At 64.3% G+C, this 13,517-nt stretch carries 11 protein-coding genes, 1 tRNA gene and 1 pseudogene; 11 read left to right on the top strand and 2 right to left on the bottom strand.

Annotation, left to right across the window (positions count from 1 at the left end; all coding sequences use genetic code 11):
* The first annotated feature begins 1 nt into the window (after position 1).
* Positions 2-847: a glycosyltransferase gene (locus tag FE851_RS04015; RefSeq protein WP_145199968.1), complete on the top strand. Its 846-nt coding sequence runs from the start codon at positions 2-4 to the stop codon at positions 845-847.
* Positions 848-878: 31 nt separating this feature from the next.
* On the opposite strand, the gene FE851_RS04010 is transcribed toward FE851_RS04015, so the two are convergent.
* On the bottom strand, positions 879-2,213 hold the full coding sequence (locus FE851_RS04010) for an MFS transporter (protein WP_017184231.1): 1,335 nt from the start codon (positions 2,211-2,213) through the stop codon (positions 879-881).
* Positions 2,214-2,377: 164 nt separating this feature from the next.
* Here FE851_RS04010 and cyoA point away from each other — a divergent pair, with 164 nt between their 5' ends.
* The 8 genes from cyoA to FE851_RS03970 all read left to right on the top strand — a co-directional run bounded on the left by cyoA (position 2,378) and on the right by FE851_RS03970 (position 9,392).
* A complete protein-coding gene (cyoA, locus tag FE851_RS04005) occupies positions 2,378-3,517 on the top strand; it encodes a ubiquinol oxidase subunit II (RefSeq protein WP_145199965.1) in 1,140 nt (379 codons plus the stop codon).
* Between the two features lie 171 nt (positions 3,518-3,688).
* The gene (gene cyoB, locus FE851_RS04000) at positions 3,689-5,707 is read left to right on the top strand and encodes a cytochrome o ubiquinol oxidase subunit I (RefSeq protein ID WP_145199962.1); all 2,019 of its coding nucleotides are present in this window, start codon (positions 3,689-3,691) and stop codon (positions 5,705-5,707) included.
* Positions 5,708-5,712: 5 nt separating this feature from the next.
* Positions 5,713-6,357 carry a cytochrome o ubiquinol oxidase subunit III gene (gene cyoC, locus FE851_RS03995; RefSeq protein WP_145199959.1) on the top strand — a complete coding sequence of 215 codons (645 nt, stop codon included), beginning with the start codon at positions 5,713-5,715 and terminating at the stop codon, positions 6,355-6,357.
* Positions 6,354-6,728 carry a cytochrome o ubiquinol oxidase subunit IV gene (cyoD, locus tag FE851_RS03990; RefSeq protein WP_019053820.1) on the top strand — a complete coding sequence of 125 codons (375 nt, stop codon included), beginning with the start codon at positions 6,354-6,356 and terminating at the stop codon, positions 6,726-6,728. Before cyoC ends, cyoD begins: the two co-directional genes overlap by 4 nt.
* On the top strand, positions 6,725-7,423 hold the full coding sequence (locus FE851_RS03985) for an SURF1 family protein (protein ID WP_145199956.1): 699 nt from the start codon (positions 6,725-6,727) through the stop codon (positions 7,421-7,423). The genes cyoD and FE851_RS03985 overlap by 4 nt, the downstream gene beginning before the upstream one ends.
* A complete protein-coding gene (locus FE851_RS03980; protein WP_107125198.1) occupies positions 7,420-8,745 on the top strand; it encodes an ATP-binding protein in 1,326 nt (441 codons plus the stop codon). The genes FE851_RS03985 and FE851_RS03980 overlap by 4 nt, the downstream gene beginning before the upstream one ends.
* Complete coding sequence (locus FE851_RS03975) at positions 8,735-9,268, top strand: response regulator transcription factor (protein ID WP_017181375.1); 534 nt, start codon at positions 8,735-8,737, stop codon at positions 9,266-9,268. The genes FE851_RS03980 and FE851_RS03975 overlap by 11 nt, the downstream gene beginning before the upstream one ends.
* Before the next feature lie 50 nt (positions 9,269-9,318).
* Positions 9,319-9,392: transfer RNA gene (locus FE851_RS03970), tRNA-Gly, on the top strand.
* A 70-nt stretch (positions 9,393-9,462) separates the two neighbouring features.
* Here the strand turns inward: FE851_RS03970 and FE851_RS03965 are convergent.
* Positions 9,463-10,377, bottom strand: a complete 915-nt coding sequence (locus FE851_RS03965) for a sugar kinase (protein ID WP_145199953.1) — start codon at positions 10,375-10,377, stop codon at positions 9,463-9,465.
* A gap of 171 nt (positions 10,378-10,548) precedes the next feature.
* Between FE851_RS03965 and FE851_RS03960 the strand changes: the two are divergent.
* Positions 10,549-12,509 (top strand): annotated as a pseudogene (locus FE851_RS03960) (PAS domain S-box protein).
* 79 nt (positions 12,510-12,588) lie between these two features.
* Positions 12,589-13,467, top strand: coding sequence for an alpha/beta fold hydrolase (locus tag FE851_RS03955; RefSeq protein WP_145199950.1), 879 nt, complete (start codon positions 12,589-12,591; stop codon positions 13,465-13,467).
* Positions 13,468-13,517: the final 50 nt, after the last annotated feature.

Genomic DNA, 13,517 nt, shown 5'->3' with positions numbered 1-13,517 from the left:
CATGACCGTTGCCGTCGCCATTTTCGCCCATCAGGAAGAAAAGCGCATCGCCACCTGCCTTGGCTCGCTGCCGCTCGACCGGGCGGATACGCTGTTCCATGTGCTGGTCAACGGCACCACCGACGCCACCGTGGTGCGCGCGCGGGAAGCGGCGGGCGGGCGGGCGAACGTCATCGTTCATGACATTGCCGCAGGCGGCAAGTCGCGGACCTGGAACCATCTGGTCCATGACCTGCTGAACGGTAGCGAGCAGGCCGTCGTCTTTCTGGATGGCGACGCGGAGATACAGAGCGGGTCGATCGACGCGCTGGTGGCGGACCTTGCCGCCCACCCCCATGCCAATGCCGCCGCCGGTATGCCGGTCAATGGCCGGATGGCGCAAACCTATCGCCGCAATCTGCGTGCGGAGGGCGGGCTGTTTGGCGATCTCTACGCGCTGTCGGGGCGCTTCGTCGGTGCGATCCGCATGCGCGGCCTGCGCCTACCTGACGATCTGATCGGCGATGATGGGCTGGTCGCGGCCTGGGCGCATACCGATCTGCAAAAGGATAGCGGCTGGGACGTTACCCGTGTGATCGCCTGCGACGGCGCGGGCTTTGCCTGCGAACAGGTCAGCCTGACCCGCCCGTCCACCTGGACGATGCAGTATAAGAGGCTGATTAACTATTCGGTCCGCTTCTACCAGAACCGGATCGTGTCGGACATCATGACCCGGCAGGGACCGGACGGCCTGCCCCCGCGCCTTTCCAGCCTCTACCCCGACTGGCTCCCCCGCTTCCGCCCGCGCGGCGGCATCAGCGCCTGGTTCGACCGCAAGGCATTGGCCCGGATGCGGGACGCGCTCTAAGCCCCGCCGCCCGCCTGGGCTGGCAAACGGGTTAGCGATCCTTGCCCGCCAGTTCCTTGTTCACGAACAGCGCCAGGCCGGTGACGACCGCACCCGACAGCAGATAGGCGCCAGACGCCGCAAGCCCGAACTCCGCAGAAATCGCCAGCGCGACCAGCGGGGCAAAGCCCGCCCCCACCAGCCAGGCAAGATCCGACGTCAGCGCCGACCCGGTATAGCGGGTCGCGGTACGGAAATTGGAGGCTACCACGCCGGACGACTGGCCAAAGCTGAGGCCAAGCAGGATGAAGCCCAGCACCATGAAGGCGACCTCGCCCAAATCGCCGCCATTCAGCAGCAGCGGCGCGGCGACCGCGAAAAAGCCGATGCCGACCGCCGAAAAGCCCAGCAACCGACGCCGACCGATCATGTCGGCGACGAAGCCGGACACGATAATCGCCAGCACGCCGACAAACGCGCCGATCACCTCGATCACCAGAAAGCGCTCCAGCGGCTGGTCGGTGTAGAGCGCGATCCACGACAGCGGAAACACGGTGACCATGTGGAACAGCGCGAAACTGGCCAGCGGGGCAAAAGCGCCGATGACGATGTTGCGCCCTTCGCTGCGCACGGTCGGGATGACCAGCGATGGCTGAAGCTCACGCTTTTCGTAAAGGCGCGAAAACTCCTCCGTCACCACGATCCGCAACCGCGCGAACAACGCCACCACATTGATCGCGAACGCGACGAAGAAAGGATAGCGCCAGCCCCAATCGAGGAAATCGGCGCGCGACAAAGTCGACAGGAAGAAGGCGAACAGGCCCGCCGTCACCATCAGCGCCAGCGGCGCGCCCAGTTGCGGCATCATGGCGTACCAGCCGCGCTTGCTCTGCGGCGCGTTGAGCGAGAGCAAGGATGCAAGACCATCCCAGGTGCCGCCCAGCGCGACCCCCTGCCCCGCGCGGAACAGCGCCAGCAGAACGGCCGACCAATGGCCGATCGTCGCATAGCCGGGCAGGAACGCGATAGCCGCGGTCGATCCGCCAAGCAGGAACAGCGCGATGGTCAGCTTCACCCCGCGGCCATAGGCGCGGTCGATCGCCATGAAGATGACCGACCCGATCGGCCGGCTCACAAAGGCGAGCGCAAAGATGGCGAAGGACCAGAGCGTGCCCTGCAGCGGCGACAGATAGGGGAACACATGGGCGGGAAAGACGATGCAGGACGCGATGGCATAAACGAAAAAGTCGAAAAATTCCGACGTCCGCCCGATGATGACGCCAATGGCGATCTCGGTCGGCGCGATTTTCTTGTCGCCATGCGCATGAAGATTGCGCACGTCATGCTCCGCCTGCGTCTTGTTGGGCGTTGTCGTCGCGGATGTCATGGCGTGAAAAGGGCCTTCATGCTGCGGGAACGATTGTTCGCCCTACTTCGTTGCATGGCGAATCATCGGCTTGTCAAATAGACCCATGCCCTATTTCGCAACCGCACAGGGATAGGACAAAAGGTCCAATGTCGCCCCGGTAACTTCCTGACTAGACGGAGGCCATGATCGCTCGACCGCCCGCCAAAAGCCGCGCAATTCTGCGCCGATTCGCGCCCGTTCTGCTGCTGCCGCTGGGGGCGTGCAACTGGGTGGTCATGGCCCCGTCGGGCGACGTTGCAATGCAGCAACGCGACCTCATCCTCATCGCCACCGCGCTGATGCTGCTGATCGTGGTGCCCGTGATGGGCACGATCGCCTGGTTCGCCTGGAAATATCGCGCAAAGGCGCAGGCCGCCGATTATGATCCCGACTGGGACCATTCGACCAGCCTGGAATTGCTGATCTGGTCCGCGCCGCTGCTGATCATCATCGCGCTGGGTGCGGTCACCTGGACCAGCACCCATCTGCTCGACCCCTATCGCCCGGTCGAACGGCTCGACCCACAGCGCAAGGTCGATCCAGCGGCAAAGCGCCTGCAGGTCGAAGTCGTCGCGCTCGACTGGAAATGGCTGTTCATCTATCCGGAACTGGGGATCGCCACAGTCAATGAACTGGCCGCGCCGATCGACCAGCCGATCGAATTCAAGATCACGTCCGCATCGATCATGAACAGCTTTTTCGTGCCCGCGCTCGCCGGGCAGATCTATGCCATGCCGGCAATGCAGACCAGCCTGCACGCGGTCGCCAACCGGCCCGGCACCTTCGACGGCTTTTCCGCCAACTATTCGGGCGCCGGCTTTTCCAACATGCGCTTCAAATTCCACGCCATGGACCAGCGCGGCTTTGACCAGTGGGTCGCCCGCGTGAAGGCCAGCGGCCAGAGGCTGGACCGCGCCACCTATGTGAAGCTGGAACAGCCCAGCGAAAAGGTAAAGCCGATCTATTTCGCCAGCGTCGAACCCCGCCTGTTCCACGCCGCGCTCAATATGTGCGTGCAACCGGGCAAGCGCTGCATGGACCAGATCATGATGACAGACGCCCAGGGCGGGGCGGGCAAGGAATCGGCCCGCGACACGGCTGGCCTGCGTCATGACGGCACCATCGACGTGGGCGGCTATCACCCGGTCGAACCCGGCAAGAAGGGGGAGATCGCCCAGCCCGCAGGCATGACGCCCGCCGCCGAACGCACCCCCGCCGAGCGCGGCAACCAAGCGCCGGGGCAGCAGGATCATGAGGGGCATGGGGGTGGCCATGGCATGTGATGTTCATTCCTCCCCTGCAAGGGGAGGGGGACCGGCGGAGCCGGTGGAGGGGTGTCGCCCTCACGATAGGGCGACACCCCTCCGTCAGGGCTTCGCCCTGCCACCTCCCCTTGCAGGGGAGGATCAATTCCGAGCCAACACCCCCTTCCCCCTTGCAAGGCCCTAACGTCCATGTCCCCGCATCCCGCCTCCGAAAATAGCGGCATCTGGAAGCTGATCTTCGGTCGGCTCGACTGGAGTTCGCTCCCGCTGCATGAGCCGATCGTCGTCGGCACCTTCGTGATGGTCGCGCTGGGCGGCGCGGTGGTGCTGGGCCTCATCACCAAATATCGGCTGTGGGGCATGTTGTGGCGCGACTGGTTCACCACCGTGGACCATAAGCGCATTGGCATCATGTACATGGTCCTGGGGTTGATCATGTTCCTGCGCGGCTTTGCCGACGCGATCATGATGCGGCTTCAGCAGGCGATGGCCTTCAATGGCTCCGAAGGCTATCTGAATTCCCATCATTACGACCAGATTTTCACGGCGCACGGCGTCATCATGATCTTCTTCGTCGCGATGCCGATGATCACGGGGATCATGAACTATATCGTCCCGCTCCAGATCGGCGCGCGCGACGTCAGCTTTCCTTTCCTCAACAATTTCAGCTTCTGGATGACGACGGCGGGCGCCATCATCGTCATGATGTCGCTGTTCGTGGGCGAATTCGCCCGCACCGGCTGGCTGGCCTATCCGCCCTTGTCGGGCATCGCCTATTCGCCGGGCGTGGGCGTCGACTATTATATCTGGGGCTTGCAGATAGCGGGCATCGGCACGCTGCTATCGGGCGTCAACCTGATCGCCACCATCGTCAAGATGCGTGCGCCGGGCATGACGATGATGAAGCTGCCCATCTTCACCTGGACGTCGCTCTGCGCCAATATCCTGATCGTCGCCGCCTTCCCGGTGCTGACCGCCGTGCTGGCGCTGCTCAGCCTCGACCGTTATGTCGGCACCGCCTTCTTCACCAACGACATGGGCGGCAACCCCATGATGTATGTGAACCTGATCTGGATCTGGGGCCATCCGGAAGTCTATATCCTCATCCTTCCGCTGTTCGGCGTGTTCAGCGAAGTCACCTCCACTTTCTCGTCCAAGCGCTTGTTCGGCTACAGCTCGATGGTCTACGCCACGATCGTCATCGCGCTGCTCAGCTATCTCGTCTGGCTGCACCATTTCTTCACCATGGGTTCGGGCGCCAGCGTCAACAGCTTCTTCGGCATCACGACGATGGTGATTTCCATCCCCACCGGGGCCAAGCTCTTCAACTGGCTGTTCACCATGTATCGCGGGCGCATCCGCTACGAACTGCCGATGATGTGGACGGTCGCCTTCATGCTGACCTTCACCGTGGGCGGCATGACCGGCGTGCTGCTCGCCGTTCCGCCGGCGGATTTCGTGCTGCACAATTCGCTGTTCCTGATCGCCCATTTCCACAATGTCATCATCGGCGGCGTCCTGTTCGGCCTGTTCGCGGCGATCAACTATTGGTGGCCCAAGGCATTTGGCTTCCGGCTGGAAACGACATGGGGCAAGCGCAGCTTCTGGCTGTGGGTCGTGGGCTTCTGGGTCGCCTTCATGCCGCTCTATGTGTTGGGCCTGATGGGCGTCACCCGCCGGATGCGCGTGTTCGATGATCCCAGCCTGCAAATCTGGTTCCAGATCGCGGCGCTGGGCGCGGTGATGATCGCGGGGGGCATCGCCTGCATGCTCATCCAGTTTGCCGTCAGCATCAAGAATCGCGACCAGTTGCGCGACACGACCGGCGATCCGTGGGACGGGCGCACGCTCGAATGGGCGACCAGTTCGCCCCCGCCCGACTATAATTTCGCCTTCACCCCGGTCATCCATGATGGCGACGCCTGGGCGGACATGAAGAAGCGCGGCTATGAGCGTCCGCTGACCGGCTATGCCCCCATCCACATGCCGTCCAACACCGGCACCGGCATCATCATCGCGGGCCTGTCGGTCGCCTTCTCGGTCGGGATGATCTGGTACATATGGTGGCTGGCGGGCCTGTCCTTCGTCGCCATACTGGCGGTCGCGATCGGGCATACGTTCAACTACAAGCGCGACTTCACCATCCCCAAGGATGTGGTCGAGCGTACCGAGGGCGAGCGCAGCGCGCTGCTCGCAACACAGGGCTAAGCATCATGGCCACACGATCCGCAATCGACCCCGCCTTCCTCGACAATGACGGCAATCCGCTCTTCCATCTGGGCGAAGATCCGCATCATCCCGAAGGGTCCAGCACGGCGCTGGGCTTCTGGATCTACCTGATGAGCGATTGCCTCATCTTCGCCTGCCTGTTCGCCATCTATGCCGTGCTGGGCGGCAATTATGCGGCGGGGCCGGGACCGCGCGACCTGTTCGACCTCAATCTCGTCGCGCTCAACACCGCGATGCTGCTCTTCTCGTCCATCACCTATGGCTTTGCCATGCTGGCGATGGAGAAGGACAAGGTCGGCCCGACGCAGGCCTGGCTCGCCATCACCGGCCTGTTCGGCCTGGCGTTCCTGAGCATCGAACTCTACGAATTTGCCCATCTCATCCATGAAGGCGCAACCCCGCAACGGTCGGGCTTCCTGTCAGCCTTCTTCGCGCTGGTCGGCACCCATGGCCTGCACGTCACCTTCGGCATCATCTGGCTGGTGACGCTGATGGTGCAGGTCGGCCAAAAGGGTCTGATCGCCGCCAACCAGCGCCGCCTGATGTGCCTGTCGATGTTCTGGCATTTCCTCGACGTCATCTGGATCGGCGTCTTTACCTTCGTCTATCTCATGGGGATGCTGCGATGAGCGCGCACGATCACGGCCACGATCACGACCATGGGTCTGGCAGTCACGGCACCATGGGCAGCTACATGATCGGCTTTGGCCTGTCGGTGCTGCTGACGGCCATTCCCTTCTGGTTGGTCATGAACCAGACCTTCGCCAATCCGCAGGTCACCGCCTTCGTCATCATGGGCTTTGCCATGGTGCAGATCATCGTCCACATGATCTACTTCCTGCACATGAACACCCGCTCGGAAGGCGGCTGGTCGATGATGGCGCTGCTCTTCACGCTGGTGCTGGTGGTTATCACCCTGTCCGGCTCGATGTGGGTCATGTATCATCTTAACAACAATATGATGCCCCATATGGAGCATGACATGAGCCAGATGCCGTGACATCGCACAGCCAGGGCCGGGCGGGTTTCCCCGTCGGCCTGACGCTGATCGCCGCCTTGCTGTTTGCGGGGCTGTGTGCATTGGGCGTGTGGCAAGTGGAGCGGCTGGCGTGGAAGCGTGACCTGATCGCCCGCGTCGACGCGCGCATCCACGCCGCGCCTGTCGCCGCGCCGGGGAGCGCGACGAACGCCGACGAATATCGCCGCGTGCGCGCCACCGGCACCTTCCTGCACGACCGGGCGACGCTGGTGCAGGCTTCCACCGTGCGCGGCCCCGGCTTTTGGGTGCTGACCCCGCTGCGCCGCCCCGATGGCTCGATCCTCCTGGTCAATCGCGGTTTCGTGCCGCACGACGCCCGCACCCGCTACGCCCGCCCGGCAGGGACGGTCCGCATCACCGGCCTGCTGCGTCTTACAGAGCCGGGCGGCGGCTTCCTGCGGTCGAACGATCCCGCCGCCGACCGCTGGTATTCGCGCGATGTCGCCGCCATCGCCGCCGCGCGCACCCTGCCCGCGACCGCCGATTATTTCATCGACGCCGACGCCGGGCCACAGCCCGACGCCCTGCCCGTCGGCGGCCTCACCGTCATCCGCTTCCCCAACAATCATCTTGTCTATGCGCTGACATGGTTCAGTCTGGCCGCCATGGTCGCGGGCGCCTATATCCTCCTCATGCGTCAAAGCCGCCGTCCATGACCCTGCGCCTGCCGATCGCCGCCCGCTGGCTGCCCAGCCAGTGGCCAGCCGACGCTGCCGGGCGCAAGAATATGGCGCTGCTGGTGCAGTTGCGCTGGATCGCGCTGGCGGGTCAGGTCGCTACCATCCTGATCGTCCATTACGGCATGGGCATCCGCCTGCCGATGGTGCCGATGCTGGTCGTCCCCTGCATCGCGGCCGGCGTGAACCTGGCCAGCCTCGCCATATTGCGGCGGCGCACCGACATCACCCATGCCGAACTGTTCCTAGCGCTGCTGTTCGACGTCCTCTCGCTCACTGCCCAACTCTATATGAGCGGCGGCGCGACCAATCCGTTCATCTCGCTCTATTTGCTCCAGGTCGCGCTGGGCGCGGTGCTGCTCCATCGCTGGAGCGTGTGGGGCATCGTCGCGATCTCCGTGCTGTGCGCCGCCGGTCTCGCCTTTTTCTACCGCCCGCTGGACCTCAGCGACGCGCTGGAGGGCCGCCTGTTCGATCTGCACATCATCGGCACCTGGGTCTGCTTCACCATGATCGCGGTGTTGCTGGTGCTGTTCATGACCCGCGTCACCCGCAACCTGGCGGCGCGCGAAGCCTATCTGGCGCAATTGCGGCAACAGGCGGCGGAGGAAGAGCATATCGTCCGCATGGGCCTGCTGGCGTCGGGCGCGGCGCATGAACTGGGCACCCCCCTCTCCTCGCTCGCGGTCGTACTGGGCGACTGGCGGCACATGCCCGAAATCACCACCCACCCCGCACTGGTCGAAGAAGTGGAGGAAATGCAGGCCGCCGTCACCCGGTGCAAGGCGATCCTGTCAGGCATATTGCTGTCGGCGGGCGAAGCCCGTGGCGAAGCGCCGCAGGTCACCAATGTCCGCGCCTTCATCGACGGCATGGCGCAGGGCTGGCGCGCCGCCAATCCGGGGATGCCGCTGCGCTGCGATTTCGGCCCGCACGATTATCCGCGGATCGTCGCTGATCCCGTCATCCGGCAGGCCATCACCAACCTACTCGACAATGCGCGGGAGGCGGGCGCAACCTATATTGACCTGCTGGTCGGGCGCGAAAGCCAGTGGCTCAACATTGCCGTGCGCGACAATGGACCGGGGTTCGACGCGGACATGCTGGCCGATTTCGGCAAGCCCTATCGCTCCAGCAAGGGGCGCCAGGGCGGCGGGCTTGGCCTGTTCCTGGTCGTCAATGTCGTGCGAAAGCTTGGCGGCTGCGTTAGCGCCAGCAATGGCGCGGATGGCGGCGCGCTGATATTGCTGCGCCTGCCGCTTGGCACGCTCGCGATCGGGGAGGATAGCGATGACCGATAACCGCCTGCTCATGATCGTCGAGGATGACGACGCCTTCGCCAAGACGCTCAAACGCTCGTTCGAGCGGCGCGGCTATACCGTGCTGATCGCCGACAGTCAGGAAATGGTCGTGCAATTGCTGGCGGATCATGATCCGGGCTATGCCGTCGTCGACCTCAAGCTGGGCGGGCAATCCGGGCTGGTCTGCGTCCAGGCGCTCCATGCCCATGATCCCGACATGCTCATCGTCGTACTGACCGGCTTTGCCAGCATCGCCACCGCGGTAGAGGCGATCAAGCTGGGCGCCACCAACTATCTCGCCAAACCGTCCAACAGCGACGACATCGAAGCCGCCTTCGCCCGGTCCGGCGGCGACACCGCCATCCCGCTCGCCCCCCGCCCGACGTCGATCAAGACGCTGGAGTGGGAACATATCCATGAAGCGCTCAAGGACAGCGAGTTCAACATTTCCGAAGCCGCCCGCCGCCTGGGCATGCACCGCCGCACCCTGGCCCGCAAACTCGCCAAGCGCCAGATCGGCTGACGCCCAATCGGTTGACGGCGCATTTCCCGCGTGGCAATGGGCGGTCGAACGCGGGTGTAGCTCAATGGTAGAGCAGCAGCTTCCCAAGCTGACGACGGGGGTTCGATTCCCCTCACCCGCTCCAATCCCACCATCGCGAAATGCCGTGCCCTCGCTTGTGTGGGCGTTTTAGCCCCGGTGCATCATCGCCCCCCTCAATAAGGCGCATCCCCGTCCCGCGCCGGGATCGCGCCGCGACGCCCGATATTCCATCCCGCCAACCGGTGCCCCGCCAGCGCCGCGTCCACGGGGGCAGCGCCCGTCAGCCGCGCATGGAGATAGCCGCCGTTGAACGCATCGCCAGCACCGCTGGAATCGATTACCGGCACCATCTGCGGGACCGGCACGACAACGCCATCGACCAGGCAGCCGTCACCGCCCAGCTTCACCACCACCTCACGCCCCTGCCCCGCGCCCCAGCGGGCGGCGGCGTCCTGCGCGTCGTCGGCTGCGCCCATCTCCACCTCGTCCGCCAGCGTCGGCAACCCCATGTCGCTGACCGCAATCGCCCGGTCGCGCCAGTGGCAGGCGGTTGCGGCATCGCTCCACAGCCGGGCGCGATAATTGCCGTCGAACGCCACCTTGCCGCCCCCGGCCCGCACCCTGGCGCACAGGTCCAGCAACGCCTCCCGCCCCGCGTCGGGCAGGATGGCCAGCGTGATGAGCGAGAAATAGAGCAGGTCGGACTGCGCCGCCTGCGCCACCATGTCCGCGCTGCCGGGCAGATCGAACATCCGCCGCGCGGCCGCCTCCCCCCGCCAATAATGGAAACTGCGCTCGCCGCTCGCATCCGTTTCGATCGCGTACAGGCCCGGCAGCCGGTCGTCTGCGCGCAGCACCAGCGCGGTGTCGACCCCTTCGGCCTCCCATGCCGCGCACAGCTCCGCGCTCATCGGGTCCGTGCCCATGGCGCTCGCCAGCCGCACCCTGTCGCCCGACCGGGCAAGATGGATCGCGGTGTTGATGACATCGCCGCCATAGCCCAGCGTCCAGCCGTCGCCCGTCCCCCGGCTCAGTTCCAGCATCGCTTCCCCGATGACAGTGACGCTCGCCCCCGCTACGCTGACCATATTCCATCCCGTTCCATCTGACGCCGGTTTCGTGCGGAGCGACTGCGCGCAAGTCAAGCCATCAACGGCAAACGGCTTGTTTGCGGTAACAGGGAACTTTCACGCGACACGGACGTTTTGCCTGTGGCAAGGACGCTCTTGATCCATTCGACGTCCGCCTTCGGGGAATTGATGATTAGTGCTGTGCCTGGACGTCCTGACAACTGCTTTGAACTATTGGTCCAGAGTGTTACCGATTACGCCATCTACATGCTCGATCCCACCGGCGTCATCGTCAGCTGGAACGCAGGCGCGCGCCGGTTCAAGGGCTATGAAGCGGACGAGATTATCGGCCAGCATTTTTCCCGCTTCTACACGGCGGAGGATCAGGCGAGCGGCGTGCCTGCCCTTGCCCTCTACACCGCTGAACATGATGGCCGTTTCGAAGCGGAAGGCTGGCGCGTGCGCAAGGGCGACACCCGCTTCTGGGCCAGCGTCGTGATCGATCCGATCCGCGATCCCAGCGGACAATTGCTGGGCTTTGCCAAAATCACCCGCGACATGACCGAACAACGCTCCGCGCGCGAAGCGTTGCGCCACAGCGAGGAACGCTTCCGCCTGCTGGTCGACAGCGTCACCGATTATGCGATCTACATGCTCGATCCCGTCGGCACGGTAACCAGTTGGAACCGCGGCGCGGAACGGTGCAAGGGCTATAGCGCCGACGAGATTGTCGGTCAGAATTTCTCACGTTTCTATAGCGAGGAGGACCGCATCGCCGGCCTCCCCTCCCGCGCGCTGCACACCGCCGAACAGGAGGGCCGGTTCGAAGCGGAAGGCTGGCGCATCCGCAAGGACAGCACCCGTTTCTGGGCCAATGTAGTGATCGATCCGATCCGCGACCCGCTGGGCCAATTGCACGGCTTTGCCAAGGTCACCCGCGATCTGACCGAACGACGCGAAGCGCAGCGCGCGCTGGACGAAGCGCGCGACGCCATCGTCCAGACGCAGAAGATGGACGCGATCGGCAAGCTGACCGGCGGCGTCGCGCATGATTTCAACAATTTGCTGGCGGTGATCGTCGGCAGCCTGGATCTGGCGCGGCAGCGCATGGCGAGCGGCGCGGACATCAGCCGCTATCTCGACAATGCCATGGCCGCGGCCGAACGCGGCGCGACGTTGACCCAGCGAATGCTGGCCTTCGCGCGCAAGCAGGAACTCAAGCTGCAATGCGTCGATTGCATCGCCCTGGTGCGCGACATGGCGGACCTGCTCCAGACGACGCTGGGGTCGGGCATCACCATCGAAACCCGCTTCCCGCTCGCCATGGTCCCCGCTCATGCTGATCCGACGCAACTGGAACTGGCTCTGCTCAACCTGGCGGTCAATGCGCGCGATGCCATGCCGGGCGGCGGGCTGATCATTGTCGAGGCAGCGGAAATCGCGGTCGATGCCGGCGAACGGCCCGATCTGGCGGCCGGTGCCTATATCCGCCTTGCCGTCACTGACGCTGGCGAAGGCATGGACGAAGCGACGCTGCAACGCGCGCGCGAGCCCTTCTTCACGACCAAGGGTGTGGGCAAGGGCACCGGGCTTGGCCTGTCGATGGTCCATGGTTTTGCCCAGCAATGCGGCGGATCGCTGACCCTGTCGAGCGAAGTCGGGGTTGGCACTACCGTCGCCCTGTGGCTGCCCGTCGCCAGCGCCGATACGGCCGAGCCCGCGCCCGCCCGCTTTCAGATGGCCGACGACATCGACACGCCGATGGTCATATTGGCGGTCGATGATGATGATCTGGTGCTGATGAACACGGCGGGGATGCTGGAAGATCTGGGCCATACCGTGTTTCAGGCCAGCAATGCGGTGGATGCGCTGCCCTGCTGGAACAGGGCGCGATCGACCTTGTCGTGACGGACCATGCCATGCCGGGCATGACCGGCGCGCAACTGGCCGACGCGATCGAGGCCTGCTTCCCCGGCCTGCCGGTCATCATCATCACCGGCTTTGCCGAATTGCCCCCGCACGCCAGCGCCCGGCCCCGGCTGGACAAGCCGTTCAAACAGGCCGATCTCGCCCGCATCGTGAAGGCCAGTCGCCCTTCGCGCGCCGGCGATCCGCTGCTCGACGCTACGGTCACGCCGCACGGCGGCTGACACTTTTGGCGGATAGGGGCTTGCAAGCAGCCTGCACTTCGCCAATGGAATAAAAATTCCAACAAAATCGCAGGATTACATGGACACGCCGCTTGCGCCCACACCGACATCGCATTTCTTCACGTCGTTGCGCACCCGGCTGCACTATCTCGACTGGGGCAATTCATCGGCGCCAACGCTGATCCTGGTCCATGGCGGCTTCGACCATGGGCGCAGTTGGGACTGGACGGCGCGCGCGCTGGCGAAGGATTATCATGTCGTTGCGCTCGACCTGCGCGGCCATGGCGACAGCGGCTGGTCGGCTGACGGCGCCTATATGATGACCAATTATGTCTATGATCTGGCGTTGCTGGTCGATCTGCTGGACCGATCGCCGATCAGGATCGTCGGCCATTCGCTGGGCGGGTCGATTGCGCTGCGCTTTGCCGGCCTGTTCCCCGACAAGGTGGACAAAATCGTCGCGATCGAAGGATTGGGCCTTTCGCCCCACCGGATACAGGAAAAGGCGCAGGAATCAGAGCCTGACCGCTGGCGCAACTGGATCGAATCCCGGCGCGCCAGCGCCCGCCGCACTCCCAAACGCTATCCCACGATAGAGGCCGCGGTCGGGCGGATGCGCGAACGCAACGAACATCTCTCGCTGGAACAGGCGCTGCACCTCACCATGCATGGCGTCAATCGCAATGAAGATGGCAGCTACAGCTGGAAATTCGATCCCTATCTCAACGGCGCTGCGCCACAGGCCGGATCGGACGACGATCTGCCTGCCTTCTGGCGACAGATCAGCGCGCCGACCCTGTTGTGCCTGGGCCTCGACAGCTGGGCGTCCAACCCGGTCAAGGACGGTCGCGCCGCGCATTTCACCAACGCCCGGCTGGTCGAATTTGCCGATGCGGGCCATTGGCTCCACCACGACCAATTCAACCGCTTCATCGCGGAATTGCGCGCCTTTTTGTGACTATTAGGTCCTCCCCTGCAAGGGGAGGGGGACCGTTCGCGGAGCGAATG

This window comes from Sphingobium sp. B2, from assembly GCF_007693735.1.
In the GTDB taxonomy this organism is placed as follows: domain Bacteria; phylum Pseudomonadota; class Alphaproteobacteria; order Sphingomonadales; family Sphingomonadaceae; genus Sphingobium; species Sphingobium xenophagum.
Note: the sequence above shows the minus strand (reverse complement) of the source record. Positions and strands in the feature narration are given on the sequence as shown.

What these genes read in the sequence shown, in the direction of transcription:
- FE851_RS04015 (WP_145199968.1), top strand. Translation starts at nt 2, where the DNA reads ATGACCGTTGCCGTCGCCATTTTCGCCCATCAGGAAGAAAAGCGCATC.
- FE851_RS04010 (WP_017184231.1), bottom strand. Translation starts at nt 2,213, where the DNA reads ATGACATCCGCGACGACAACGCCCAACAAGACGCAGGCGGAGCATGAC.
- cyoA (WP_145199965.1), top strand. Translation starts at nt 2,378, where the DNA reads ATGATCGCTCGACCGCCCGCCAAAAGCCGCGCAATTCTGCGCCGATTC.
- cyoB (WP_145199962.1), top strand. Translation starts at nt 3,689, where the DNA reads ATGTCCCCGCATCCCGCCTCCGAAAATAGCGGCATCTGGAAGCTGATC.
- cyoC (WP_145199959.1), top strand. Translation starts at nt 5,713, where the DNA reads ATGGCCACACGATCCGCAATCGACCCCGCCTTCCTCGACAATGACGGC.
- cyoD (WP_019053820.1), top strand. Translation starts at nt 6,354, where the DNA reads ATGAGCGCGCACGATCACGGCCACGATCACGACCATGGGTCTGGCAGT.
- FE851_RS03980 (WP_107125198.1), top strand. Translation starts at nt 7,420, where the DNA reads ATGACCCTGCGCCTGCCGATCGCCGCCCGCTGGCTGCCCAGCCAGTGG.
- FE851_RS03975 (WP_017181375.1), top strand. Translation starts at nt 8,735, where the DNA reads ATGACCGATAACCGCCTGCTCATGATCGTCGAGGATGACGACGCCTTC.
- FE851_RS03965 (WP_145199953.1), bottom strand. Translation starts at nt 10,377, where the DNA reads ATGGTCAGCGTAGCGGGGGCGAGCGTCACTGTCATCGGGGAAGCGATG.
- FE851_RS03955 (WP_145199950.1), top strand. Translation starts at nt 12,589, where the DNA reads ATGGACACGCCGCTTGCGCCCACACCGACATCGCATTTCTTCACGTCG.